A 23,905-nucleotide genomic window follows, 5' to 3' on the forward strand; every position below is an offset into this window, starting at 1 on the left:
GTGCCGCCCTTCCCCCTCTTCAACTCAGGCGCCGCCGCCGCACTTGCCGGTCTTGACGTTGAAGTTGCCGCACTTCTTCTCGACCCAGTCGCCGACCAGGTCCTTGGAACCGTCGAGCTCCTTCGACCAGGCGTCGCCGGCGACGAGACCGGTCTTCGACACGACGTCGAACTGGCCGTCGGCCTTGATCTCGCCGATCAGCACCGGCTTGGTGATGTGGTGGTTCGGCAGCATCTTCGAGATACCGCCGGTCAGGTTCGGCGCCTCGATGCCCGGCAGCGCGTCGATCACCTTGTCCGGATCGATAGAGCCGGCCTTCTCGACCGCCTTCACCCACATGTTGAAGCCGATGACATGGGCTTCCATCGGGTCGTTGGTGACAGCCTTGTCGTTCTTCTTGAAGGCCTTCCACTGCTTGATGAAGGCCTCGTTCTCCGGCGTCTTGACCGACTGGAAGTAGTTCCAGGCGGCGAGATGGCCGACCAGCGGCTTGGTGTCGATGCCGGCGAGCTCCTCCTCGCCGACCGAGAAGGCGACGACCGGGATGTCGGTCGCCTTGATGCCCTGGTTGCCGAGCTCCTTGTAGAACGGCACGTTGGCATCGCCGTTGATGGTCGAGACCACCGCGGTCTTCTTGCCGGCAGAACCGAACTTCTTGATGTCGGAGACGATGGTCTGCCAGTCGGAATGACCGAACGGCGTGTAGTTGATCATGATGTCCTCCTTCTTCACGCCCTTGGCGAGAAGGTAGGCCTCCAGGATCTTGTTGGTGGTGCGCGGGTAGACATAGTCGGTACCGGCGAGCACCCAGCGCTCGACCTTTTCTTCCTTGGCCAGGTAGTCGACGGCCGGGATCGCCTGCTGGTTCGGCGCGGCGCCGGTATAGAAGACGTTGCGCTCGCTCTCCTCGCCCTCGTACTGGACGGGGTAGAACAGGATCGAGTTCAGCTCCTTGAACACCGGCAGGACCGACTTGCGCGAGACCGAGGTCCAGCAGCCGAACACGGCCGCGACCTTGTCCTTGACGATCAGCTCGCGCGCCTTCTCGGCGAAGAGCGGCCAGTTCGAGGCCGGATCGACCACGACGGCCTCAAGCTTCTTGCCGAGCACGCCGCCCTTCTTGTTCTGCTCCTCGATCAGCATGAGCATGACGTCCTTCAACGTCGTCTCCGAGATCGCCATCGTGCCGGAGAGCGAATGCAGGATGCCGACCTTGATGGTCTCCTGCTGCGCGGCTGCGGGAAGCACCGTGGAGAGAGCCGTGGCGCCAAGTAGCGCAGCACCCAATACAACGCGACGTGTGAGCTTCATCGAGATGTCCCCCGATCGATTCTGTTGACCGCGCCCTTGCCGGGCGCGGCGCAGCCTTGCTGGCTGGCGAAATCAGGATCGCAAGCGACGTGCCAACTGCTGCCAGCGCCTTCGCAAGCGCAGCAAAAGCCGTGAAAGCTGCGGTTCCGGCTGGATTTCAGGCAGGACGCTGCGAGTTTTTGCGCCGAACCCGCCAATACGGGCGCATCTGCACAGCCGGCAGGCAAATCGGGCGGGCAATATTTAGGCAGCGGCGGTGCGATGCAGCAAAAACGCCGAGAAATTCGGCAGTGGACAGCGAAACGGGCGCTGAATCTTTATCGTTTACGTACGCGCTGGAATCACCTTAGCCTCACCTTGTCGGTAACAACTGAAAGGAGGTGATCCAGTGTCTCATTGTCATCAACCGCTGTCGCGGGGACTGCATGGCCTGGACTCGTCCCATGAGGGGTTCGGTTCCGTTTGAGTTTTCGCGACGTCAGGCCCGGTTACCGGGGCTGCGGTTCGGCAATGGAAGGGCTGCCCGCGAGGGCGGCCCTTCTCTTTTGCGCGATCGGCCCTGCGCGGCCGCTTCTGGCGCGCCGCGGCAGGACATGCCAGAGAGAGGCGTGATCTTTGTGCAGCGCCATATCCAGATGAGGCCGCCGCTTGCCAGCGCCAGCCCCTGACCTTCCCCGCCAGGCCATCCTCGCCTTCATCGAGGAGGAGCGCGCCGCCGGCCGCGAGCCCGGTCGTCGCGACATCGCCAAGGCGTTCGGCCTCGATGCCGGCGGCAAGATCTGGCTGAAGCGGCTGCTGCGCGAAATCGAAGACGAAGAGCATATCGACGCGGCCGAGGACGGCTCGCCGGTGCGCAAGCACAGCGCCCTGCCCGCCGTGCTGCTCTGCGAGATCAAGGCCCGCGACCGCGAGGGCGATCTCATCGCCGCGCCGCTTGAATGGAACGAGGCCGACCAGGGCGAGGCACCGAAGGTCCTGATCGAGAGCGGCCGCCCCTCGCGTTCGCGCCGCACTGGCCCGGCGGTCGCCGCGCCCGGCATCGGCGACCAGGTCCTGCTCAAGCTCACGCGCCTGCGCGGCGTCACCGGCATCTCCTGGTCCGGCCGCGTCCTGAAGATCATGGGCAAGGGCAAGGCGCAGGTGCTCGGCATCTTCCGCGCCCTGCCCGATGGCTCGGGTCGGCTGATCCCTGTCGACAAGAAAGCGCAGGGCCGCGAGGCGCTGATCCCGAAGGGCCAGACCGGCGACGCCCAGGATGGCGACCTCGTCTCGGTCTCGCTCCGGCGCGAGGGCCGCTTCGGCCCGCCCGAGGCCCGCGTGCGCGAGCGGCTCGGCTCGCTGAAATCCGAGCGGGCGGTGTCGCTGATCGCGATCCATGCCCACGGCATCCCCAACGAGTTCTCGCCGGCGGCACTGGCAGAGGCAGAGGCCGCGCCGAAGGCGACGCTGGCCGGCCGCGAGGACTGGCGCGACCTGCCGCTGATCACCATCGACCCCGCCGACGCCAAGGACCATGACGACGCGGTCCACGCCGCGCCGGACGAGGACCCGGACAATCCCGGCGGCCATGTCGTCACCGTCGCCATCGCCGATGTCGCCTCTTACGTCCGGCCGGGCACTGCGCTCGACCGCGAGGCGCTGGAGCGCGGCAACTCGGTCTACTTCCCCGACCGCGTCGTGCCGATGCTGCCGGAGCGGATATCGAACGATCTCTGCTCGCTGCGCGGCGGCGAGGACCGGCCGGCGCTCGCCGTCCGCCTCGTGCTCAAGGCCGACGGCTCGAAGAAGGGGCACAGCTTCCACCGCATCCTGATGCGCTCGGCCGCAAAGCTCTCCTACCAGCAGGCTCAAGGAGCGATCGACGGCAAGCCGGACGAGGCGACGGCCCCGATCCGCGAGAGCATCCTGATGCCGCTCTGGGCCGCCTATGGTGTCGCGGCCCGCGCCCGCGATGCCCGCCAGCCGCTCGACCTAGACCTGCCCGAGCGCAAGCTGATCCTGAAGGCGGACGGCTCGGTCGACCGCGTCATCGTCCCCGACCGGCTGGCGACGCACAAGCTGATCGAGGAATTCATGATCCTCGCCAACGTCGCCGCGGCGGAGACGCTGGAGAAGGCCGGCAGCCTGCTGATCTACCGCTGCCATGACGAGCCTTCGCTCGAGAAGATGCGCGTGCTCGGCGAGGTCCTGGCCTCGATCGGCATCAAGCTGCCCAAGGACGCCGCGCTGCGGCCGGTGCTGTTCAACCGCATCCTCAAGATGATCAAGGGCTCCGAGAACGAGCTCTTCATCAACGAGGTCGTGCTGCGGACCCAGGCCCAGGCCGAATATGTCGCCGAGAACTACGGGCATTTCGGCCTCAACCTGCGCCGCTACGCGCATTTCACCTCGCCGATCCGGCGCTATGCCGACCTCGTCGTCCATCGCGCCCTGATCGCGACGATGAAGCGCGGCGATGACGGATTGCCCAGGTCGACGACGCTGGCCGAACTGCGCGAGGTCGCGACCCGGATATCGGCCGCCGAGCGCCGCGCCATGGCGGCCGAGCGCGAGACCACCGACCGGTTGATCGCGCATTTCCTCGCCGACCAGATCGGCGCGAGCTTCGATGGCCGCATCGCCGGGCTCAACCGCGCCGGGCTCTTCGTCAAGCTCGACGGCACCGGCGCCGATGGCTTCGTTCCCGCCTCGACGCTGGGCGCCGACTATTACCGCTATGACGAGGCGGCCCATGCGCTGATCGGCGAACGCAGCGGCGAGAGCTGGCGCCTCGGCGACCGCGTGCATGTCCGCCTGGTCGAGGCTGCCCCGGTCGCCGGCGCCCTGCGCTTCGAGCTCCTGAGCGAGGGGCGTACTGTGACATCGAACCGCTCTTTCAAAAAAGCCGCGCGTCCCCTAGCTGCAAAGCGCAGTATGGCCCGGCCAGGGCGTGCCAAGCCCGGCCGGAAGCGCTGAGGCCGACGCCTCGAAGATGAAGAGTGCCATGTCCGTTCAGTATCACGACCTCTCGGCTCCGGCCGCCGAGCGCGATTGGCGCCAAGCGATCAGGCGCGGCATGCGGGGGCGCTGCCCGCATTGCGGCGAGGGCCGACTGTTCCGCGCCTTCCTGAAGCCGGTCGACGCCTGCGAGGCCTGCGGCGAGGCGCTGTACCATCAGCGCGCCGACGATCTGCCGCCCTATATCGTCATCACCATCGTCGGGCATATCGTCGTCGGCGGGCTGGTGCTGGTCGAGAAATTCGGCGACTGGTCGATGGGCATGCACATGCTGGTGTGGCCGCTGCTGACGGTGGTGCTATGCCTTGCACTGATGCAGCCGACGAAGGGCGCGGTCATCGGGCTGCAATGGGCGTTGCGCATGCACGGCTTCGGCGGTTCCGCGCCGCAGGTCGAGGTTCAACCCGCAGCAAGCAGGACGGGCGGCCAGTGAACGATCATACCGTAACCCTCACCCAGGCCGAACGCGTCCGCACCGCGACCAATCTGCGGCCGGTCGATGCCGCGACCATGCTGATCCTCGATCACTCCGGCCGGCAGCCGCGCGTGCTGATGGGCAAGCGCCATCCGAGCCACAAGTTCATGCCCGGGAAATACGTCTTCCCCGGCGGGCGGATCGATCCGGAAGATCGCCGCATGACCGCGGCGGGCGCCCTTCCCGGTCCCTGCGAGCAGCGCCTGGCGGCGCGCTGCGTGCGTCCGAGCGCCCAGCGCGGGCGGGCGCTGGCGCTGGCCGCGATCCGTGAGACCTTCGAGGAAACCGGGCTGCTCTTCGGCAGCGCCGAATACGGCGCGCCGGAAAACCCGCCGCCCGGTGCCTGGTCGGAATTCGCCGCAAAAGGCATCTTCCCCGATCTCGGCGCCGTCACCTTCGTCGCCCGGGCGATCACCCCGCCGCGCCGGCCGAAGCGCTTCGACACCCGCTTTTTCACCGTCGATGCCAGCGCCGTCGCCGACAAGGTCGAAGGCATCATCGGGCCCGATTCGGAACTGGTCGACCTCGTCTCCGTCACCTTCGACGAAGCCCGCGAGCTCGACCTGCCGACCATCACCAAGGTGATCATCGCCGAGGTCGAGGAGCGGCTGAAAAACGGATTCGCCCCGCATCTGCCCGTGCCGTTCTATTGGGAGAAGCGCGGCAACTTCGTGCGCGAGCTGATCTGAGCGGTTTGGCCGGCGAAAGCCGACCATTTTGCGGGCGGCCGAGACCGCCGCCCGATATTCCTTGACTTGCAGGCTCCGATACGGCATTCCGGCGCCATCGGATTGCCGGGCTCGCCCGGCCGTTTTCTTTTTCATGCGCGGGTCGAGCACGGCCCCACCAGTTCGAGGGCTCCGCCATGGCCAAGGCCGTGACCATCAAGATCAAGCTCGTCTCGACGGCTGACACCGGGTTCTTCTACGTGACCAAGAAGAACTCGCGCACGATGACCGAGAAGATGTCGAAGAAGAAGTACGACCCCGTCGCGCGCAAGCACGTCGAGTTCAAGGAAGCCAAGATCAAGTAAGGCACCCAGCCTTACACTCTTGCCGCTTTTGCGAGAACCGCCCGCTTCGGGCGGTTTTTTGCGTTTATGGCACACATTCGAGCGAAATGGCGCCTGCGCGCCGCAAGCAGCTCGGGTCCTCTGGCGCGCTCGCAACATCGTTCCTAAGTTGCGGAGCGTCCATCGCCCTGCTCTCTCGCCCGGAGCCCCGCCTTGAACCGCCCATCGCCCGCCGAACCGCGCCAGCCCGCCATCGGGCCACTGCGCCGCTTCCTGCGCCTCATCGTCGAGGTCGACGAATCGCGCCTCTGGCTGCACCGCGTCAGGGCGGCGCTGATCCTGCTCGGGTTGCTGGCGGCGTTCGGGCTGCTCGGCTACTGGCTGCCGGCGCTGCTGGAGCGCGCCTTCCGCTGAGCGCGGGCCCCGCTCCTCGCCTTCGGAAAAATAGTGGCCGGCCGATAGCGGATCTGATGAGGCCAGATATCCCGCTACCGACCGGCCGAGCCCACCGGTTTCCCAGGAGATGCGGCGGAACCTGAGTTCCCGAGGGGCGTTCCGGGCAACCGCTTGTCGCTGTCGCCTGTTGAAAACGACCCTACGCGGAAGCCCCCGCGAATCAATCGTTTAGGGTTGATTCACCATTCTTCATCATCCTTTAACCTTACCGGATAACCCTCGGCATTTACTGTAAAAACTATGGTAAATGCAAAATATTCAATTTTTACATAAACTTACCTGAGACACCCCGCGAAAACCTTGCGCAGCACCTGCGGAAGGGACCATACGGGCGACGATCAGCGATCGGCTCGTCTTCGCGAGTCCTTCTGGCAACGGAGCGCTGGCCAAGTCGTCACGGCCGCGTGCATGTCGACGCCGGCGCTCCATCCGCGCACGCGCATGTTGGTCGAAGAGCGGCCGTCAGTGTCGGGCCCGGGCTTCGCGTGACCGCCAGCCTCAGGCGGCGTTGGCGACGATGACGCGATTGCGGCCGCCCGCCTTGGCGAGATAGACCGCCTCGTCGGCCCGCTTCATCATCTCCGCCGGGCCGGCATCCCCCGCCCGCCGGCTGGCGACGCCGATCGACACCGTGACCGCAATGCTGCGGGCGCCGTCCTGGATCTGGAACAGCTCGCCCTCGACCCGCTCGCGGATCCGCTCCGCCACGGCCCGGGCGGCCTCGAGCGCCGTATCGGGCAGGACGACGACGATCTCCTCCCCGCCCATCCGGGCGACGAGGTCGATTCCGCGCGTGCAGGCGCGGACACGGTCGGAGAACTCGCGCAGCACCTCGTCGCCGGCATCGTGCCCCCAGCTGTCATTGACCGCCTTGAAGTGGTCGACATCGAGGATGAGCAGCGACAGGGACCGGGCCCGGAGCGCGGATTCGTCGAAGAGGACCGCCAGGCGGCCATCGAGATAGCGGCGATTGTACAGCCCGGTGAGCTGGTCCATCACCGCCATTTCCATCGAGGACTGCACGCTGTCGCGCAGCCGCTCGGCGAAGCGCTTGCGCCGGACCAGAGTCCGGGCGCGCGCGAGCAACTCGTTGCGGTCGATCGGCCGGACGAGGAAGTCATGGGCGCCGATCTCGAGCCCGCGCAAGACGCGGCGGCGATCATCCGCCTCGCCGAGCATCAGCACCGAGAGATTGCGCGTGCTCTCCAGCGAGCGCAATTGGCTGCACAGGCGCAAGCCGTCATAGGATTGCAGGTCGAGGCTGACGAGCACGATCTCGAAATCGCCCTCGGCGGCCCGCGCAAGCGCGGTCTGGGCGTCGGGCTCGACCTCGATCGAGTGGAAGGTCGAGAGCGCCTGCGTCAGGCGCTCGGCGATCAGCGGGCGGTCCTCGATGAGGAGAATGCGGCCGTTGAGCCCGGTTTCGGCGGCGGCGGCCGCCAGCGGATCGGCAATGCCGAGCCGGCGCGAGGCCAGCGCCCGCTGCCGCAGCTCGTCGGTCACCGCCTTCAGCCGCACCAGGCTGCGCACCCGCGCGAACAGCGCGGTATCGTCGAGCGGCTTGGTCAGGAAATCGTCGGCGCCGGCATCGAGCCCCTTGAGGCGGTCGCTCGGCTGGTCGAGCGCTGTGACCATCACCACCGGGATATGCGCCGTGGTCGGCCCGGTCTTCAGGCGCCGGCAGACCTCGAAGCCGTTCATCACCGGCATCATCACGTCGAGCAGCACGATGTCGGCTTCGCCGCGCTCGCAGATCGCCAGCGCGTCGATGCCGTTCGTCGCCGTCACCACGTCGAAATACTCGGCCGAGAGCTTGGCCTCGAGCAGCTTCACATTGGTGGCGACGTCATCGACGACCAGAACGCGGGCTGACATGGCGCAGGCTTCGTCCCTTCAGGCCGCGCCGAGATAGGCGCGGACAGTCTCCAGGAATTTGCCCACCGAGATCGGCTTGGAGATGTAGGCCTCGCAGCCGCCATCGCGGATCCGCTCCTCATCGCCCTTCATCGCGAAGGCCGTGACGGCGATCACCGGGATGCTCTTCAGCGCATCGTCCTCCTTGATCCATTTGGTGACCTCCAGCCCGGAGACTTCCGGCAGCTGGATGTCCATCAGGATCAGGTCGGGACGATGCGTGCGGGCGAGCTCGATCGCCTCGATGCCGTCGGCGGTCTTGAGCGTCGCATAGCCATGCGCCTCCAACAGGTCGTTGAAGAGCTTCATGTTGAGCTCATTATCCTCGACGATCAGTACCGTCTTTGTCATTCCGCCCCCAGTCCGCCGCATCATGGGTATCCGATATCCCGGACTTCCCAAGCCGGCAGCCCCGTTCGATGATGAAGTTAGCACGCGAGCCGTTGACGAAACGCAAACCCGATCGCAGACACACCGAGCAAATCGCCATGCCCCGTCCCATCGACCTGCAGGAAGCCGAGACGCTGGCGCTGCGCGCCCTCGCCTTCCTGGCCTCCGAACCCGAGCGCCTGGAGCCTTTCCTGGCGGCCACGGGCCTTGGACCGGCGACCTTGCGCTCGGCCGCACAGGAGCCGGGCTTCCTCCTCGGCGTGATCGACCACCTCTGCGCCAGCGATTCGCTGCTGCTCGAGTTTGCAGCAAATCTGGGCCTTAATCCGGAGATCGTCGGCCAGGCCCGCGAAATTCTCGCCGGTCCGCCCGAAGTCTTCGAGCCGTGAGCGGCACGCCCGCCTTGGTCGGCACGCAACGGGCGCTCTGCCGCGACTGCCTGCGCGACCATGGCGAGGCGCCGCCTGCCCCAGCCCTGCGCCGCTGCCCGGCCTGCGGCTCGCCGCGGCTGCTGCGCCATGCCGAGCGCGACGAGCTCCACCTCGCCCATATCGACTGCGACGCCTTCTACGCCGCGATCGAGAAGCGCGACGACCCGTCCCTGCTCGACAAGGCGGTGATCGTCGGCGGCGGCAAGCGCGGCGTGGTCTCGACCTGCTGCTATATCGCCCGCATGTCCGGCGTGCGCTCGGCCATGCCGATGTTCAAGGCGCTCAAGGCCTGCCCGGAAGCGGTCGTCATCAAGCCGGACATGGCGAAATACGTCGCGGTCGGCCGGCAGGTGCGCCGGCTGATGCAGGAACTGACGCCGCTGGTCGAGCCGCTGTCGATCGACGAGGCCTTCCTCGATCTCGGCGGCACCGAGCGCCTGCACCATGCCAGCCCGGCGCTCACCCTCGCCCGCTTCCAGCGCCGGATCGAGGACGAGATCGGCATCACCGTCTCGGTCGGCCTGTCCTATGCCAAATTCCTCGCCAAAGTCGCCTCCGACCTCGACAAGCCGCGCGGCTTTTCGATCATCGGCCGGGCGGAGGCCGTCGCCTTCCTGGCGCCAAAGCCTGTCGGGATGATCCCCGGCATCGGTCAGGCGGGCGTAGCGCGGCTGGCGCAGGCCGGCTTCCGCAGCATCGGCGACCTTGCCGCCGCCGAGGTCGAGACGCTCTACCGCACCATCGGCAAGGACGGGCCGCGCCTGCGCAACCTCGCTCGCGGCATCGACCCGCGCCAGGTCACGGTCGAGCACGAGGCCAAGACGGTCTCGACCGAGACGACACTCGACGTCGACCTCGCCGCCTTCGAGGAGCTGGAACCGATTCTCTGGCGGCTCTGCGAGAAGACTTCGAAGCGGCTGAAGGCGCAGGAACTGGCGGGGCGCACGATCACGCTCAAGCTGAAGACCCACGACTTCCACATCATCACGCGCGCCACGCGGCTGCCCGAGCCGACACAGCTCGCCGCCCGGCTGTTCGCTGCCGGCCGCGACCTCTTGAAGCGTGAATGCACCGGCCTGCGCTACCGGCTGATCGGCATCGGCGCGAGCGACTTCTCCGACCCAGCGGATGCCGACCGCGGCGACCTCGCCGACACGCAGACGCCGCGCCTGAAAGCCGTCGAAGGCGCGCTCGACGCCGTCCGCGCCCGCTTCGGCGATGCCGCGATCGGCAAGGGCCTGTCGCTGCGCGACCGGCGCAGACCTGCTTCCAGCGAGACTACTTCGAGCAATCGCTCGCCGGCAGAAGATCCAGACGCGTGAGCGTGCCGCGCAGCGCGAAGGCGCCATAGTCGAGCCGGATCGCGCCGGTGACGCCGTTCTCGTAGAGCTCGAAGGCGACGGTATAGGCCGGCGTCGTCTCGCCCGAGCCGACCTTGAAATAGGAGATCGTCACCGGCCAGCGCGCCAGCTTCTCGAATTCCGGGCGCTGCAGCGGCGCCTCGCCGGGCTTGGCCTCGATCTTGCGGCCGATCACCGACAGCGTGTCGTAGACGTCCTTGCCGCTGTTGGCGCCGTCATAGAGGCGGACGTTGAAGGTGGTCTGGCCGGCCCGCGCCGCCTTGATCACCGCCTTCATCTGCTCGTTCGGGAACATCGCCATCGCGGCTTCGCGATGCGTCTCGGCCTTGGGCGCCCGCAGGCTCACCTCGTAGCCGGCATCGCCCTTCTTCGCGGTGCCGTCGACCACGTCGGGCGGAGCGCCGGCCGTCGAGCTTTCCGTCTTGAAGCGATAGCTCTTGGCGTCGCCCTCCTCGAAGCTGGTGGTCCGCGCATCGATGATGCGCGGGCCGACCTCGCTGGTCAGCTCGGTGACCTGCCGGAAGGAAAGCGCGTAGCCGTCACAGGCGTCCCCCGAGAAGTCGAACGCGATGCGGCCGCGCGCCGTGCTGATGTCGCGGGAGGGCTTGGTGCTGTCGAGGGCAAGATCGTAGATCGCGCGGTGTGGTACCAGCACGACGCGCTCGGCCGGAGCCTGCGCCCAGGCCCCCGTGGCCGCCATCACCGCCAGGCCTGCGATCCCGCCGCGATACGTCTTCATGCCCGATCCTCGATTCGCGCTCTTGGCCGGGTCGAACCCCGGCCCCTTCGAATCTAGGTGCATTGCGGCAATGGCGCAAACAAGGCGGGCCCTGCCGCCGCGCATCTACGTTTCAGCAGGCTTCGCTTCCAGCGCGGCCCGCGCCGCTGCGAGGATTTCCTCCGAGAGCGCCTTGTCCTCGACCATGCGGGAGAGGACGAGCGCGCCGATCAGGGTGGCGTAGCTCGAAAGGGCCGCCGCCCGCCGCTCCTCCTCGCTCTCCCCGGGCATGATGGCTGAGAGGCTCGCGATGGCCGCGCGCGCCCCCTCCGTGGCAGCCTGCCGCGAGGCCTCGCCCTGACGCGCGATATCGGAGCCGAGCGCCGCCACCGGGCAACCATGGCCGGGGTCGTCGCGGTGCAGCGGCGAGAGATAGCGGTCGGCGATGCCCTGCAACGGCGCCGCCGGCTCGGCGGCCTTGGCCTCCTCCAGCCATTGGTTGGCATTGCCGAAGGCGCGCCCGAGCGCCTGGACGGCAAGATCGTCCTTCGAGGAGAAGTGCCCATAGAAGCCGCCATGAGTCAGGCCGACCGCCTTCATCACATCGGCGACGCCGACCCCGTCGAAGCCGCGCTCGCGAAACAGCGTCGCGGCGGTCTCGAGAATGCGCTCGCGGTTCTCCGCCATCTGCTCGCGGCTCACGCGCATCGGCCTGCTCCCAAGGAAATCGGCATATCAGCCCCTTGACTATTTATATGATGGTCGTCATCTAAATTCAATCATGATGACCGTCATGAAAAATACCCGGACCCGAACAGGAGTTGGACATGGCTACGCAGCAGCTCGGCACCGCTCTCATCACCGGCGCCTCTACCGGAATCGGCGCCGTCTACGCCGACCGCCTGGCCCGTCGTGGCCATGACCTCATCCTCGTCGCCCGCGACGCGGCACGCCTCGAAGCCCTCGCCGACCGCCTCCGCCGTGAAACCGGTCGCAAGGTCGAATGGCTCAAGGCCGACCTGACGGCGAAGGCCGATCTCGCCTTGGTCGAACAGCGCCTGCGCGAGGACGAAAGCCTGACCGTGCTGGTCAACAATGCCGGCATGTCGGTCTCCGGCACGCTGGTCGAAGGCGATATCGACCGCTTCCAGGCCATGATCGAACTCAACGTCATCGCTCCGACCCGCCTCGCTGCCGCGGCCGCTCGCAACTTCGTGACCCGCAAGCGCGGCGCCATCATCAACATCGCCTCGGTGCTGGCGCTCGCGCCGGAGCTGTTCAATGGCAGCTACAGCGGCACCAAGGCCTATGTGCTGAATCTCAGCCTCTCCCTGCAGAAGGAACTCCAGGCAGCCGGCATCCGCGTCCAGGCGGTGCTGCCGGGCGCCACCCGCACCGAGATCTGGGCCCGCGCCGGTGTCGATGTCGACGGCTTCCCGCCGGAGATGGTGATGGAGGTCGACGCCATGGTCGATGCGGCACTCGCCGGCCTGGATCAGGGCGAGCTCGTCACCATTCCCTCGCTCCCCGATCCCGCGGATTTCGAGCGCTATACCGCGGCCCGGCTCGCGCTCGGGCCCAATCTCTCGCGCAACGCGCCGGCCGAACGCTATCTGGCGCAGCGTCCCGACGCGGCCTGAGCTGGCCCTGCCCGGCAGGCGCATCGGCCAAGCCGCGCCGCGCTTGCGACCTTGCCTGCCATCGGCGATGAAAGGCTCCTGTCCAGCGCAGGCCGGGAGCCTCTCATCATGAACGCCATCGACACCAAGCTCGCCGCCCTCGGCATCACCCTGCCGGCGCCGGCCGCCCCGGTCGCCAACTACGTGCCCTATGTCGTCACCGGCAATCTGCTGGTGATCTCCGGCCAGCTCTGCTTCGGGCTCGACGGCAAGCTCTCCGACGCGCACAAGGGCAAGCTCGGCGCCGAGATCTTCAACGAGGCCGGGCTCGAGGCCGCCAGGCTCTGCGCCATCAACGTGCTGGCCCAGGCCAAGGCGGCGCTCGGCGGCGATCTCGGCCGGATCCGGCGCTGCGTCCGCCTCGGCGGCTTCATCAATGCCGCCCCGCACTTCGCCGCCCTGCCCGCCATCATGAACGGCGCCTCCGACCTGATGGTCGAGGTGCTCGGCGATGCCGGCCGCCATGCCCGCTCGACCGTCGGCGTCGCCAACCTGCCGGCCGACGCCGCCGTCGAGGTCGAAGCCATGTTCGAGATCGCCTGATGCGCGCCGAGCCCTGGCTGACCGCCCGCCCGATCGCCCATCGCGGGCTGCACGATCTGGCGGGCGGCGTGATCGAGAACTCGATCTCGGCGGCACAGGCCGCCATCGCGGGCGGCTTCGCCATCGAATGCGACGTCCAGCTCAGCGCCGACGAGGAGGCGCTGGTCTTCCACGACTTCACCCTGGACCGCCTGACCGGCGAAACCGGCCGCGTCGATGCCCGGAAAGCCGCCGAGCTTTCCGGCATCGGACTGACTGGCTCGGGCGACAGGATCCCGACGCTCACCGGCTTCCTCGATGCGATCGGCGGCAGGACGCCGCTGGTGATCGAGATCAAGAGCCGCTTCGACGGCGACCTGCGTCTGGCGAAGCGTACCGCCGAGATCGTCGCCGGCTACAAGGACCGGCCGATCGTGCTGAAATCCTTCGACCCAGTCGTCGTCGCGGCCCTTCGCGAGCTCGCTCCCGGCTTTGCCCGCGGCATCGTCGCGATGAGCGCCTATGACGCCTATCGCGACTATGACCCGCTCTCGGCGGCCCAGAAGCACGCCCTCGCCAACCTCCTGCATTTCGGGGAGAGCCAGCCGGACTTCGTCTCCTGGAAGGTCACCGATCTGCCGACCGCCGCGCCCTTCCTCTGCCGCAAGGCGCTCGGCCTGCCGCTGATGACCTGGACCGTGCGTACGCAAGAGGACCGGGCCCGCGCCGCCGAGCATGCCGACCAGATGGTCTTCGAGGGTTTCCGCCCTTGAGCGAAACCGGTCCGCACGGGGGCCTCACAGTCCGCGTCACGACCTCGCTGAAAGGCGTCCCGGCTGCGGACTGGGATGCCTGCGCCAATCCAGGCGCAGGCGCAACGCTTGAATCGACGTCTCAGGCAGCGGATTCATTTTCTCAGGAAGACCCTGACAACCCTTTCATTTCCTACGCTTTTCTGCGCGCACTCGAAGAGAGTGGCTGCGTCGGCGGCCGGACCGGCTGGTCGCCCGCCTATCTGCTCGTCGAGGACGAGGCGGGCCGGCTGATCGCCGCCGCGCCCTCCTTCGTGAAGGGCCACAGCCAGGGTGAATACGTCTTCGACCATAGCTGGGCCGAGGCCTATATGCGCGCCGGCGGGCGCTACTATCCGAAGATCCAGGTCGCCGCGCCCTTCACCCCCGCGACCGGACCGCGCCTGCTCGTCGCAGAGGGGCCGCGCGAGAACGAGGCGCGCGAGGCCCTGATCGCCGGCCTCGAAGCTCTGCGGGAGCAGGTCCACGGCTCCTCCGTGCATGTCACCTTCGCGCAGGAACGGGACATGGCGGCTCTGCTGGAGGCCGGCTACCTCGAACGTCATGACATCCAGTTCCATTGGCAGAACCAGGGCTTTGCCAGCTATGACGACTTCCTCGCCACGCTGGCCTCGCGCAAGCGCAAGGCCCTGAAGCGCGAGCGGCGCGAGGCCCTGTCCGCCGGCATCGAGGTTTCGGTACTCTCGGGCTCCGACCTGACCGAAAGCGTCTGGGACGATTTCCACGCCTTCTACGAGGATACCGGCTCGCGCAAATGGGGCCGGCCCTATCTCAACCGCCGCTTCTTCTCCGAAATCGGCCAGCTTATGGGCGAGCGCGTCGTGCTGGTGCTGGCGCGCCGGGCCGGGCGCAACATCGCCGGCGCCATCAATTTCCGTGGCGGCAACACCCTCTACGGCCGCAACTGGGGCTGTATCGAGGATCATCCGTTCCTGCATTTCGAGCTCTGCTACCACCAGGCCATCGACTATGCGATCGCCCACGGGCTCGCCCGGGTCGAGGCCGGGGCACAGGGCGAGCACAAGCTGGCGCGCGGCTACCGGCCGGTGATTACCCGCTCCGCCCATTTCCTCGCCGATCCTGGCCTGGCGCGCGCCGTCGCCGCCTATCTGCCCGGCGAGCGCCGCGAGATCGCCGCCGCGAAGCTGGCGCTGGAAGCCGAACTGCCCTTCAGATCCGGAGCTGACCTTGCCGACTGAGTTCTCCAGCGACGACACGCTCGGCTACCGCCGCAGCCTGACCGATTTCTCCACGCCGCTGGCGCTCGACGAGAGCTATCGCCTCGCCCATCTGCCTTTGCTGGCGCCCGAGCATCCGCGGGCGATCCCGCGGCTCGACGGCCGCGACTACGACATGGGCCGCCATGCCGAGATCTTCTCGCTGGTGATGCCGGTGCCTGAAGACGCGCCGGACGCTTCGCCGGCCTGGCGCGCGCTCGAGGCCGAGCTGCGCGCCGCCCCCTTCGCCGGCAAGATCGCCTGGGACCTGCTGCCGAAGCGCGCCGAGCGGCTGCATGCCACCATCGTCGGCTCGCTCGGCCGCGGCGAGCGTCCCGCAATCGCTCCGGAAATCCGCGCCCGGCTGGCCGCCATCGCGCCCTTTGAGGTCGAGCTGCGCGGCCTGTTCTCCGGCAACGTCAATCTCGGCCGGCTCTATCTGCGCGCCTATCCGCAGCAGGCGCCGGGCCTCAACCCGTTCCAGCAGATCCAGCAGGTCTTCGGCCGCGCGCCCGGCGACCTCTATCTCGTCGGCTACTACAATCTCGTCGACGATCTCGACGCCAGCGAGACGCAGGCGCTGGCCGCGCTGCTGGCGCGCTGGTGGGAAAAGCCCCTGCTGCGCCTGCGAGTCGATGCGCTCTGGCTGATGGGCGCGAGCGACGACCTCGTGCTCGACAGCCGGATCGTCGAGACGCTGCCGCTTGGCGGCGGATCCCCGGCTTGACCTTTCTCCCGCGGCGGCCTCCAGCTTCCGCCAGCCCAAGACAGGAACACCGCCATGACCGCCTACGACCAGAACAACATCTTCGCCAAGATCCTGCGCGGCGAACTCCCGGCCCACCGCGTCTGCGAGGACGACAACGCGCTGGCCTTCCTCGACATCATGCCGCGTGCGCCGGGCCACACCCTGATCATCCCGAAGAACCCGGCCCGCAACCTGCTCGATGTCGCGCCGGCCGATCTCGCCCATGTCGCCCAGGTTTCGCAGCGCATCGCCCGGGCCGGGATGAAGGCCTTCGCGGCGGACGGGATCACGGTGCAGCAGTTCAACGAGAGCGCCGGCGGCCAGGTCGTCTTCCATCTCCACGTCCACGTCATCCCGCGCCATGACGGCATCGCGATGAAGCCTCCGGCGAGCGTGATGGCCAAGCCCGAGGAGCTGACCGAGGCCGCCGAGAAGCTCCGCGCCGCGCTGAAGGACGCCTGACCCGAAAAAATTTCGCGGCGCATGTCACGCGCCCGCACGCTGCCTCGTCCTGGTCTGCATCAGCCAATGATGGAGACCGGGATGACCCAACGCCTCAACGCCTTCCAGACCGCCCCCGACGCCTATGCGGCCATGCGCGGCCTGCAGGACTATGTGAACCAGTCGACGCTGGAACACAGCCTGCAGGAGCTGGTGAAGATCCGCGCCTCCCAGCTCAACCGCTGCGCCTATTGCCTGCACATGCACATGGCCGATGCCCGCAAGGCCGGCGAGAGCGAGGCCCGCATGGCGCTGCTCAGTGCCTGGGAAGAGTCGGAACTCTATACCCCGCGCGAGCGCGCCGCCCTGCGCTGGACCGAGGAGCTGACCCGGCTCACCGAGCGCAGCCCGAGCGACGAGGCCTTCGCCGAATTGCGCGAGCATTTCAGTGAGAAGGAGATCGTCGACCTCTCCGTCGCCATCGGCATGATCAATGTCTGGAACCGGGTCAATGCCGGCTTCCGCACCCGCCACCCGCAGGATCGCCGGCGCGAGACCCCGGCGGCCTGATCGGTTCCTTGCTCAGCTGGCCGGGCGCGGCCTAGTTCCGGCCCGGCGTCCTCCTCTTGCGGAGTTTTCGCCATGACCAAGCGCCTGAACCCTTACGTCGCCGCGCCGGACACCATGAAGCCGCTGATCGCGCTCGAAGCCACGCTCAAGGAGAGCGGGCTCGAACACAGCCTGATCCATCTGGTGAAGATGCGGGCCTCGCAGATCAATGGCTGCGCTTATTGCCTGCACATGCACTCCGCCGACGCGATCAAGGAGGGCGAGAGCCCGGCGCGACTCTTCCTGCTCGACGCCTGGCACGAGTCGGCGCTCTATAGCCCGCGCGAGCGCGCCGCCCTCGCCTGGACCGACGCGCTGACGCTGATCGCGCAGACCCACGCGCCGGACGAGGCCTATGCGGAGGTGGTGCGCCATTTCAGCCCGGAGGAAACGGTAAAGCTCACGCTCCTGATCGGCACGATCAACACCTGGAACCGCATCGCCATCGGCTTCCGCTCGGCCCATCCGAACGACCGGCCGGCCGTGGCCGCGCCCGCCGCCTGAGAACGGGGCTCGCGATGACCTCCGCGCCTGCCGCCGACCCGTTCGACAGCCATCGCCGCTTCCTGACCCGCCTCGCCTATCGCATGCTCGGCTCGGTCAGCGATGCCGAGGACATCGTGCAGGAGGCCTGGCTGCGCTGGCGCGAGACCGATCAGGCCGAGGTCGCGCAGCCACGCGCCTTCCTGGCGCGCGTCGTGGCGCGGCTCTGCCTCGACCAGATGAAATCGGCCCGCAGCCGCCGTGAGTTCTATGTCGGCAGCTGGCTGCCGGAGCCGCTGGTCGAAGCGCTCGGCGGCGAGGTCCCGGCCGATGCCGGGCTCGATGCGCCGATCGCGCTGATGCTGGCGCTGGAGCGGCTTTCGCCCCTGGAGCGCGCCGCCTTCCTGCTGCACGACATCTTCGAGATGGATTTCGCCGAGATCGCCCGCACCATCGATCGCAGCGAGAGCGCCTGCCGCCAGCTCGCGAAGCGGGCCCGCGAGCATGTCCGCATCGACATGCCACCGCGCAACAAGGTCGACCCGGCCGAGGCGAAGCGCTTCGTCGATGCCTTCTTCAAGGCGGCCCACAAGGCCGACCCGAGCGATCTCCAAGCCCTGCTGGCGCAGGATGTCGCCTTCCACAGCGATGGCGGCGGCAAGGTCCTGGCGGTGATCAACCCGCTCTACGGTATCGACCGCGTCTCGCGCTTCTTCGCCGGCATCAACGCCAAGCTCGCCCACCGCGACAAGCGGACCACGCTCTTCCGGCCGGTGATGATCAACGGCCTCCCCGGCTATCTCAGCCTCGAACGCGGCGAGACCCTCCAGGCGACCGCGCTCGACATCCGCGACGGGCGCGTCCACGCGATCTACATCGTGCGCAACCCCGACAAGCTCAGGCATCTGAGCCTATCGGACGCATGAGGTCGCCCGGAACCGCGGCAGAGCCGACGGTTCCAGCGCGACGAGAGCGCTAGCCTTCCAGCGCCTCGATCATCTCGACCCGAGTCGCATGCCGGCCGCCCTCGAATTCGGCGGTCAGGAAGGCGTCGACGATGTCGAGTGCCAGCCCCTCGCCGACCACGCGCGCGCCGAGCGACAGCATGTTGGCGTCGTTGTGCTGGCGGATCATCCGGGCCGAGAAGGTGTCGGCGCAGACGCCGCAACGAATGCCCTTCACCTTGTTCGCCGCCATCATGATGCCCTGGCCGGTACCGCAGAAGATGATGCCGAACCGACAATCGCCGGAAGCGACGAGCCGCGCCGCCGCCTCGCCATGCTTGGGATAGGGCGTGCTTTCCGGTGTCGCCGGTCCGATGTCGACCACCACCCAGCCCTGCGCCGCGACATGGGCGGCAATGGCCTGCCGGAGCTGGATGGCGGCATGGTCGCTTGAAAGCACGATGCGGTTGCTGGCCGTCATGGAGAGTATGTCCCGTTTCCCGAGGGCAATGCGGCTTCGTCGATGAAGCCGGTGATCTTGCAGAACGACGGATCGCCGGTCCGCGTCCGAAGCAGCCGGTGGCGAAGCCGCACTATATCAGCCACCAGGCCCCGCCGATCAGCACCGCCTCGGCCGCGACCACCGCCAGCATCACCCGGCGATTGGTCAGGAGCACGGTCGCAACCGGAACCGCGATCGCAGCGAGGCGAACGAAGAGCGGCACCTCGGCCAGCACGCCGGGCGGTGTCAGCATCAGCTTGGCGACGACGCCCGCGAGCAGCGCCGTCGCGACCAGGCGCACCCATTCGAGCCAGGGCGAGCCGTCGTCGAGGCGACGGGCGAAGGCGACGGCGAGCCAGCGCCACATCTCGGTCGGGATGACCGCAAAGAGCAGCAGGGCGAGATAAGGCCACCAGGGACCGTCGAGAAACGCGATCGGCGCGGTCATGCGCCCGCCCTTGCGCGCCGGCGCCAGCGCTGCGCCGCGAAGGCGATCGTCCCGCCGACGAGGCCGCCGGCGAGCAGATCGAAGCCGCCGCCGATCGCCCAGCTCGCGACCGGCGAAAGCGCGAGGCCGAGAAAGATGGCGAGCCCGTCGCCGAAGCCGCGCGCCCCGACCGTCAGCGAGGTCATGAAGAAGATCGGCGACAGGGCGAGAAGTCCGGCAGCGACAGGAACCGGCACAGCCCCGGCGAGATAGTAGCCGGCATAGGTGCAGAGCGCCGAGACCAGGATCAGCGCATTGGCGAAACCGAGGAAATAGGTCGGCCGCTGCTCCGGCGGCAATGCCGGCAGGCGGCGCAGCGCCTCGGTCCAGGCCGTGACGGCGACGTAGTGCGACATCAGGATCTGGATGCCGACGCCCTGCCCCGGCCGGCGCAGCAGCGGCAGGAGCGCGATCGTCATCGGCAGGAAGCGCAGCGAGGCGAAGCCGATCGCGAGCGCGATCGCACTCCAGGCCGCGCCGGCCGCGATCGAGGCGAAGAACAGCACCTGCGACGGCCCGGCCCAGACCAGCACCGTCGACAGCACCGCGACCTCGACGGGGTAGCCGACATCGCGCGCCAGCGAGCCGACGCCGACCAGGCCGAGGCCGACGACCCAGGCCGGCAGCATCAGCGCATCGCGAAAGCCGATCAGCGCCGGGCGCAGCCGCTGCCAGCGGCCAGCCGAACTCACGCCGGCTCCGGGCCGGCGTCGAACCGGCCGCGACACGCAAGCCGTGTCGGGAGCGGCGGCTCGGAGGGAAGCTGACTCATGAACGCTCTGGGATCGCGAATACGCAGGCCGGGCGGGTTAGCCGACAACGCTTAATGCGCATTCCCATCGCCGCGGGGCAGAGCCCTCGCCGCGCTTCAGACCTGCGCCCGGCGCAAACGAGGCGTCGTCAGAAGCTCTTGAGCGCCAGGCCGAGCAGCTCGTTCCCGAAGTCGACGATCTCCTTCGGCACGCCGCCGACGGCCTGGTAGGCGAGCCACATCAGATAGAGGAAGGCCGGCACGAGGATCCAGCCCAGCACCTCCTCGAAGACGATGCGGCGCCGACGCCGGCGGGCGCGCTTCTCGAACCAGCCGAGTTTCTCCTTGGCCGCGGGCGCTGCCGCGGCCGCCACCGTGGCTTCACTGTCCTGCGCCCAGGCGCTCTCGGATTTGCGTCGGAACCACACGGTCTCAGGCCTTCGTCAACGGAACTTTCGGGACGGTGCGGACGCTGCCCGTCGCTTTTGGCGGCGAGACCGGCGCATCCGGCTTCGGGCCGCGCTTCAGGCTGCCGGCAGGACCGGCCTTGGCCTTGCCCGTGCTCTTTCCGGCCCCCTTGGCGCGCGGCTTGCGCGTGCGCTTCTCGGCTGCTGCGGCGACGTCCTTCTCCGGCTTGGGCTTGGCCGGCCCGTCGGGGAATTCGAGGCCGAGCACCTTGATGCCGGTCTCGGACTGGACGACCACGACCTTGACCGCGCCGCCATTCTTCAGACGGCCGAACAGCACCTCGTCGGCGAGCGGCGTCTTGATCGTCTGCTGGATCAGCCGCGCCATCGGGCGGGCACCCATCGCCTCGTCATAGCCGTTCTCGACCAGCCAGTCGCGCGCCTCGTCGGAGAGCTCGATCGTGACGTTGCGGTCGGCGAGCTGCGCCTCGAGCTGCAGCACGAACTTGTCGACGACCCGCGCCACCACCGTCTTCGGCAGATGGCCGAAGGAGATCGTCGCGTCGAGCCGGTTGCGGAATTCCGGCGCGAACAGCTTGTTGATCGCCTCCTGGTCGTCGCCCTCGCGCTTCGAGCGGGTGAAGCCATAGGCGCTCTTGGCGAGGTCGGCCGCGCCGGCATTGGTCGTCATGATCAGGATGACGTTCCTGAAATCGACCTGCTTGCCGTTATTGTCGGTCAGCTTGCCGTGGTCCATCACCTGCAGGAGGATGTTGAACAGGTCGGGATGGGCCTTCTCGATCTCGTCGAGCAGCAGCACGCAATGCGGATGCTGGTCGATCTGGTCGGTCAGGAGGCCGCCCTGGTCGAAGCCGACATAGCCCGGAGGCGCGCCGATCAGTCGCGAGACGGTGTGCCGCTCCATGTATTCCGACATGTCGAAGCGCACGAGCTCGACACCGAGCGAGGAGGCGAGCTGGCGCGCGACCTCGGTCTTGCCGACGCCGGTCGGGCCCGCGAAGAGATAGCAGCCGATCGGCTTCTCGCCGTCGCGCAGGCCCGCGCGGGCGAGCTTGATCGAGGAAGACAGCGCCTCGATCGCCTTCTCCTGCCCGTAGACGGTGCGCTTCAGCGTGGTCTCGAGGTTGCGCAGCACCTCGGCATCGTCCTTGGAGACGGTCTTGGCCGGGATGCGCGCCATCGTCGCGACCGCCGCCTCGATCTCCTTGACGCCGATCGTCTTCTTGCGCTTGGCCTCGGTCACCAGAATCTGCGAGGCGCCGGTCTCGTCGATCACGTCGATCGCCTTGTCCGGCAGCTTGCGGTCATGGATGTAGCGCGCCGAGAGCTCCACCGCCGCCTTGATGGCGTCGTTGGTGTAGCGCAGCTTGTGGAACTCCTCGAAATAGGGCTTCAGCCCCTTCAGGATCTCGATCGTGTCCGGGATCGACGGCTCGTTGACGTCGATCTTCTGGAAGCGCCGGACCAGCGCCCGGTCCTTCTCGAAATACTGGCGGTATTCCTTGTAGGTGGTCGAGCCGATGCAGCGCAGCGAGCCCGAGGCCAGCGCCGGCTTCAGCAGGTTCGAGGCGTCCATCGCCCCGCCCGAGGTCGCACCGGCGCCGATCACCGTATGGATCTCGTCGATGAACATGATCGCCTTCGGGTGCTGCTCGATCTCCTTCATCACCTGCTTGAGGCGTTCCTCGAAATCGCCGCGATAGCGCGTGCCGGCGAGCAGCGTGCCCATGTCGAGCGAGAACACGGTCGCGTCCTCGAGCACCTCGGGCACCTCGCCGCGGATGATCTTCAGCGCCAGGCCCTCGGCGATCGCGGTCTTGCCGACACCGGGCTCGCCGACCAGCAGCGGATTGTTCTTCTGCCGGCGGCAGAGGATCTGGATGGTGCGCTGGACCTCGGCCTCGCGGCCGATCAGCGGGTCGATGCGCCCGTCGCGTGCCTTGCGGTTGAGGTTGACGCAATAGGCCTCGAGCGCGCTTTCCTTCTTCTTCTTGTCCTTGTCGCCGTCATTGCCGGAATCGGAGCGCTGCTCGCGCTGCTGCTCCGGCTCCTCGTCGGTGCCGCGCACGGCGCGCGTCTCGCTGGCGCCAGGGCGCTTGGCGATGCCATGGCTGATGTAGTTGACCGCGTCGTAACGGGTCATGTCCTGCTCCTGCAGGAAATAGGCAGCGTGGCTCTCGCGCTCGGCGAACATCGCGACGAGCACATTGGCGCCGGTGACCTCCTCGCGGCCCGAGGACTGGACATGGATCACCGCGCGCTGGATCACGCGCTGGAAGCCGGCGGTCGGCTTGGAATCGTCGCGTCCGTCAGTGACGAGATTGGTCAACTCCGCGTCGATGTAATCGACGAGATTGCGTCGCAGCGTGTCGAGATCGACGCTGCACGCCCGCATCACCGCGGCGGCGTCCTGGTCGTCGACCAGAGCCAGGAGCAGGTGCTCCAGCGTTGCGTATTCGTGATGGCGTTCATTGGCGAGCGCGAGGGCCCGGTGAAGCGCCTGTTCGAGGCTGCGCGAGAAGCTCGGCACGGTCAGCGCTCCTGATCCAGTTCTCGGGACATGGTGGCGTTCAAGATCACTTTTTCTCCATCACGCATTGCAGCGGATGCATGTGCTTGCGGGCGAGGTCCATCACCAGCGTCACCTTGGTCTCGGCGACCTCGTAGGTGAAGACGCCGCATTCGCCGACACCGTTCTGATGGACATGCATCATGATCCGCGTGGCTTCGGCCCGGTCCTTGTTGAAGAACCGCTCCAGCACGTGAACCACGAACTCCATGGGAGTGTAGTCGTCATTCAGAATGAGGACGCGGTAGAGATTGGGCTTGCGGGTGCGCGTCCGGGTCAGCACCGCAGCGCCGGTGCCGCTGCCGTCGCGGCCGCCATCGACAGGTGCGGAAGGCGGGCGCGGCCTGCTGGCCAGCCGAGTCGCAGACCGGCCGAGGCGTTCCGCCGGCATCATACCGGCCAGGATATCGGTTTCGATCGGCATGGTGGCTGTTTGGCTCAAGGGTTCTCTTCCGGCGCTAGACCCCAAGATAGTGCGTCGTCCGTGAATTTACAGGCGTCGCGCCGGCTTCGCCAGCCCGTTCCCGCCACGGGCCACAACGAAGTGCCGATTCCAAGGCAGCGAACATGAAAAGCCCGGCCAGGCTCGCCGCAACGAGCCGGCCGGGTTTGAAGACATGGGCCGGACGCCGGAGCCGCGCGCTGGCG

At 67.7% G+C, this 23,905-nt stretch carries 27 protein-coding genes; 16 read left to right on the plus strand and 11 right to left on the minus strand.

Translation table 11 applies throughout. From position 1 onward, the window contains the following. Positions 1-24: 24 nt before the first annotated feature. Positions 25-1,311 (minus strand): urea ABC transporter substrate-binding protein, encoded by a 1,287-nt coding sequence (gene urtA, locus AC1REK_RS13180; protein ID WP_492267696.1) that lies wholly within the window; start codon positions 1,309-1,311, stop codon positions 25-27. Positions 1,312-1,959: 648 nt separating this feature from the next. Here urtA and rnr point away from each other — a divergent pair. The 5 genes from rnr to AC1REK_RS13205 all read left to right on the plus strand — a co-directional run bounded on the left by rnr (position 1,960) and on the right by AC1REK_RS13205 (position 6,209). Then, positions 1,960-4,266 (plus strand): ribonuclease R, encoded by a 2,307-nt coding sequence (gene rnr / locus AC1REK_RS13185; protein WP_492267695.1) that lies wholly within the window; start codon positions 1,960-1,962, stop codon positions 4,264-4,266. A gap of 28 nt (positions 4,267-4,294) precedes the next feature. Then, positions 4,295-4,741 (plus strand): DUF983 domain-containing protein, encoded by a 447-nt coding sequence (locus AC1REK_RS13190; RefSeq protein ID WP_316019878.1) that lies wholly within the window; start codon positions 4,295-4,297, stop codon positions 4,739-4,741. Then, a complete protein-coding gene (locus AC1REK_RS13195) occupies positions 4,738-5,472 on the plus strand; it encodes an NUDIX hydrolase (protein WP_492267694.1) in 735 nt (244 codons plus the stop codon). The genes AC1REK_RS13190 and AC1REK_RS13195 overlap by 4 nt, the downstream gene beginning before the upstream one ends. Before the next feature lie 176 nt (positions 5,473-5,648). Next, positions 5,649-5,816, plus strand: coding sequence for a 50S ribosomal protein L33 (gene rpmG, locus AC1REK_RS13200; RefSeq protein ID WP_066469944.1), 168 nt, complete (start codon positions 5,649-5,651; stop codon positions 5,814-5,816). Positions 5,817-6,008: 192 nt separating this feature from the next. Beyond that, positions 6,009-6,209: a hypothetical protein gene (locus AC1REK_RS13205; protein WP_316019876.1), complete on the plus strand. Its 201-nt coding sequence runs from the start codon at positions 6,009-6,011 to the stop codon at positions 6,207-6,209. Positions 6,210-6,749: 540 nt separating this feature from the next. Here the strand turns inward: AC1REK_RS13205 and AC1REK_RS13210 are convergent. Together AC1REK_RS13210 and AC1REK_RS13215 are read right to left on the minus strand one after the other, a co-directional pair. Next, complete coding sequence (locus AC1REK_RS13210; RefSeq protein WP_327520979.1) at positions 6,750-8,126, minus strand: PleD family two-component system response regulator; 1,377 nt, start codon at positions 8,124-8,126, stop codon at positions 6,750-6,752. Positions 8,127-8,144: 18 nt separating this feature from the next. Further along, entirely contained in the window at positions 8,145-8,516 is a 372-nt protein-coding gene (locus AC1REK_RS13215) for a response regulator (protein ID WP_316019874.1), read from the minus strand. Positions 8,517-8,584: 68 nt separating this feature from the next. On the opposite strand from AC1REK_RS13215, the gene AC1REK_RS13220 reads away from it, so the two are divergent. Next, on the plus strand, positions 8,585-8,944 hold the full coding sequence (locus tag AC1REK_RS13220) for a DUF3572 domain-containing protein (RefSeq protein ID WP_316019873.1): 360 nt from the start codon (positions 8,585-8,587) through the stop codon (positions 8,942-8,944). After that, positions 8,941-10,308 (plus strand): DNA polymerase IV, encoded by a 1,368-nt coding sequence (locus tag AC1REK_RS13225; RefSeq protein ID WP_492267693.1) that lies wholly within the window; start codon positions 8,941-8,943, stop codon positions 10,306-10,308. The genes AC1REK_RS13220 and AC1REK_RS13225 overlap by 4 nt, the downstream gene beginning before the upstream one ends. On the opposite strand, the gene AC1REK_RS13230 is transcribed toward AC1REK_RS13225, so the two are convergent. Then, positions 10,265-11,086: a cell envelope integrity EipB family protein gene (locus AC1REK_RS13230; protein WP_327520982.1), complete on the minus strand. Its 822-nt coding sequence runs from the start codon at positions 11,084-11,086 to the stop codon at positions 10,265-10,267. The genes AC1REK_RS13225 and AC1REK_RS13230 overlap by 44 nt on opposite strands. 105 nt (positions 11,087-11,191) lie before the next feature. Continuing rightward, positions 11,192-11,773 (minus strand): TetR/AcrR family transcriptional regulator, encoded by a 582-nt coding sequence (locus AC1REK_RS13235; RefSeq protein ID WP_492267692.1) that lies wholly within the window; start codon positions 11,771-11,773, stop codon positions 11,192-11,194. A 119-nt stretch (positions 11,774-11,892) separates the two neighbouring features. Between AC1REK_RS13235 and AC1REK_RS13240 the strand changes: the two genes are divergently transcribed. The 9 genes from AC1REK_RS13240 to AC1REK_RS13280 all read left to right on the plus strand — a co-directional run bounded on the left by AC1REK_RS13240 (position 11,893) and on the right by AC1REK_RS13280 (position 18,502). Then, complete coding sequence (locus AC1REK_RS13240; protein WP_492267691.1) at positions 11,893-12,705, plus strand: SDR family NAD(P)-dependent oxidoreductase; 813 nt, start codon at positions 11,893-11,895, stop codon at positions 12,703-12,705. A 108-nt stretch (positions 12,706-12,813) separates the two neighbouring features. Then, positions 12,814-13,287 carry a RidA family protein gene (locus AC1REK_RS13245; RefSeq protein WP_316019624.1) on the plus strand — a complete coding sequence of 158 codons (474 nt, stop codon included), beginning with the start codon at positions 12,814-12,816 and terminating at the stop codon, positions 13,285-13,287. Then, positions 13,287-14,039 carry a glycerophosphodiester phosphodiesterase family protein gene (locus tag AC1REK_RS13250; protein WP_492267690.1) on the plus strand — a complete coding sequence of 251 codons (753 nt, stop codon included), beginning with the start codon at positions 13,287-13,289 and terminating at the stop codon, positions 14,037-14,039. Before AC1REK_RS13245 ends, AC1REK_RS13250 begins: the two co-directional genes overlap by 1 nt. Beyond that, a complete protein-coding gene (locus AC1REK_RS13255) occupies positions 14,036-15,277 on the plus strand; it encodes a GNAT family N-acetyltransferase (RefSeq protein WP_492267689.1) in 1,242 nt (413 codons plus the stop codon). Before AC1REK_RS13250 ends, AC1REK_RS13255 begins: the two co-directional genes overlap by 4 nt. Continuing rightward, positions 15,267-16,022 (plus strand): 2'-5' RNA ligase family protein, encoded by a 756-nt coding sequence (locus AC1REK_RS13260; protein WP_492267688.1) that lies wholly within the window; start codon positions 15,267-15,269, stop codon positions 16,020-16,022. Before AC1REK_RS13255 ends, AC1REK_RS13260 begins: the two co-directional genes overlap by 11 nt. 54 nt (positions 16,023-16,076) lie before the next feature. After that, positions 16,077-16,505, plus strand: a complete 429-nt coding sequence (locus AC1REK_RS13265; RefSeq protein ID WP_492267687.1) for an HIT family protein — start codon at positions 16,077-16,079, stop codon at positions 16,503-16,505. 81 nt (positions 16,506-16,586) lie between these two features. Beyond that, entirely contained in the window at positions 16,587-17,054 is a 468-nt protein-coding gene (locus AC1REK_RS13270) for a carboxymuconolactone decarboxylase family protein (RefSeq protein WP_492267686.1), read from the plus strand. A 72-nt stretch (positions 17,055-17,126) separates the two neighbouring features. Next, a complete protein-coding gene (locus tag AC1REK_RS13275; protein WP_492267685.1) occupies positions 17,127-17,597 on the plus strand; it encodes a carboxymuconolactone decarboxylase family protein in 471 nt (156 codons plus the stop codon). A gap of 14 nt (positions 17,598-17,611) precedes the next feature. Next, complete coding sequence (locus tag AC1REK_RS13280; RefSeq protein WP_492267684.1) at positions 17,612-18,502, plus strand: sigma-70 family RNA polymerase sigma factor; 891 nt, start codon at positions 17,612-17,614, stop codon at positions 18,500-18,502. Between the two features lie 49 nt (positions 18,503-18,551). On the opposite strand, the gene rpiB is transcribed toward AC1REK_RS13280, so the two are convergent. The 6 genes from rpiB to clpS all read right to left on the minus strand — a co-directional run bounded on the left by rpiB (position 18,552) and on the right by clpS (position 23,651). Continuing rightward, positions 18,552-19,001 carry a ribose 5-phosphate isomerase B gene (gene rpiB, locus AC1REK_RS13285; protein WP_316019616.1) on the minus strand — a complete coding sequence of 150 codons (450 nt, stop codon included), beginning with the start codon at positions 18,999-19,001 and terminating at the stop codon, positions 18,552-18,554. 112 nt (positions 19,002-19,113) lie between these two features. Continuing rightward, complete coding sequence (locus AC1REK_RS13290; RefSeq protein ID WP_316019615.1) at positions 19,114-19,470, minus strand: AzlD domain-containing protein; 357 nt, start codon at positions 19,468-19,470, stop codon at positions 19,114-19,116. Beyond that, positions 19,467-20,201: an AzlC family ABC transporter permease gene (locus AC1REK_RS13295; RefSeq protein ID WP_327520991.1), complete on the minus strand. Its 735-nt coding sequence runs from the start codon at positions 20,199-20,201 to the stop codon at positions 19,467-19,469. The genes AC1REK_RS13290 and AC1REK_RS13295 overlap by 4 nt, the downstream gene beginning before the upstream one ends. Before the next feature lie 208 nt (positions 20,202-20,409). Continuing rightward, positions 20,410-20,688 (minus strand): hypothetical protein, encoded by a 279-nt coding sequence (locus AC1REK_RS13300; protein ID WP_492267683.1) that lies wholly within the window; start codon positions 20,686-20,688, stop codon positions 20,410-20,412. A 4-nt stretch (positions 20,689-20,692) separates the two neighbouring features. After that, on the minus strand, positions 20,693-23,218 hold the full coding sequence (gene clpA, locus AC1REK_RS13305) for an ATP-dependent Clp protease ATP-binding subunit ClpA (protein WP_492267682.1): 2,526 nt from the start codon (positions 23,216-23,218) through the stop codon (positions 20,693-20,695). Positions 23,219-23,264: 46 nt separating this feature from the next. Then, the gene (gene clpS / locus AC1REK_RS13310; RefSeq protein WP_414644884.1) at positions 23,265-23,651 is read right to left on the minus strand and encodes an ATP-dependent Clp protease adapter ClpS; all 387 of its coding nucleotides are present in this window, start codon (positions 23,649-23,651) and stop codon (positions 23,265-23,267) included. Between the last annotated feature and the right edge of the window lie 254 nt (positions 23,652-23,905).

This window comes from Allobosea sp. GW823-FHT02B03, from assembly GCF_058797755.1.

Excerpts from the sequence above, each read along its gene's own strand:
- urtA (WP_492267696.1), bottom strand. The coding sequence starts at position 1,311 with ATGAAGCTCACACGTCGCGTTGTATTGGGTGCTGCGCTACTTGGCGCC.
- AC1REK_RS13190 (WP_316019878.1), top strand. The coding sequence starts at position 4,295 with ATGTCCGTTCAGTATCACGACCTCTCGGCTCCGGCCGCCGAGCGCGAT.
- rpmG (WP_066469944.1), top strand. The coding sequence starts at position 5,649 with ATGGCCAAGGCCGTGACCATCAAGATCAAGCTCGTCTCGACGGCTGAC.
- AC1REK_RS13210 (WP_327520979.1), bottom strand. The coding sequence starts at position 8,126 with ATGTCAGCCCGCGTTCTGGTCGTCGATGACGTCGCCACCAATGTGAAG.
- AC1REK_RS13215 (WP_316019874.1), bottom strand. The coding sequence starts at position 8,516 with ATGACAAAGACGGTACTGATCGTCGAGGATAATGAGCTCAACATGAAG.
- AC1REK_RS13220 (WP_316019873.1), top strand. The coding sequence starts at position 8,585 with ATGATGAAGTTAGCACGCGAGCCGTTGACGAAACGCAAACCCGATCGC.
- AC1REK_RS13230 (WP_327520982.1), bottom strand. The coding sequence starts at position 11,086 with ATGAAGACGTATCGCGGCGGGATCGCAGGCCTGGCGGTGATGGCGGCC.
- AC1REK_RS13235 (WP_492267692.1), bottom strand. The coding sequence starts at position 11,773 with ATGCGCGTGAGCCGCGAGCAGATGGCGGAGAACCGCGAGCGCATTCTC.
- AC1REK_RS13240 (WP_492267691.1), top strand. The coding sequence starts at position 11,893 with ATGGCTACGCAGCAGCTCGGCACCGCTCTCATCACCGGCGCCTCTACC.
- AC1REK_RS13245 (WP_316019624.1), top strand. The coding sequence starts at position 12,814 with ATGAACGCCATCGACACCAAGCTCGCCGCCCTCGGCATCACCCTGCCG.
- AC1REK_RS13250 (WP_492267690.1), top strand. The coding sequence starts at position 13,287 with ATGCGCGCCGAGCCCTGGCTGACCGCCCGCCCGATCGCCCATCGCGGG.
- AC1REK_RS13265 (WP_492267687.1), top strand. The coding sequence starts at position 16,077 with ATGACCGCCTACGACCAGAACAACATCTTCGCCAAGATCCTGCGCGGC.
- AC1REK_RS13270 (WP_492267686.1), top strand. The coding sequence starts at position 16,587 with ATGACCCAACGCCTCAACGCCTTCCAGACCGCCCCCGACGCCTATGCG.
- AC1REK_RS13275 (WP_492267685.1), top strand. The coding sequence starts at position 17,127 with ATGACCAAGCGCCTGAACCCTTACGTCGCCGCGCCGGACACCATGAAG.
- AC1REK_RS13280 (WP_492267684.1), top strand. The coding sequence starts at position 17,612 with ATGACCTCCGCGCCTGCCGCCGACCCGTTCGACAGCCATCGCCGCTTC.
- rpiB (WP_316019616.1), bottom strand. The coding sequence starts at position 19,001 with ATGACGGCCAGCAACCGCATCGTGCTTTCAAGCGACCATGCCGCCATC.
- AC1REK_RS13290 (WP_316019615.1), bottom strand. The coding sequence starts at position 19,470 with ATGACCGCGCCGATCGCGTTTCTCGACGGTCCCTGGTGGCCTTATCTC.
- clpS (WP_414644884.1), bottom strand. The coding sequence starts at position 23,651 with ATGATGCCGGCGGAACGCCTCGGCCGGTCTGCGACTCGGCTGGCCAGC.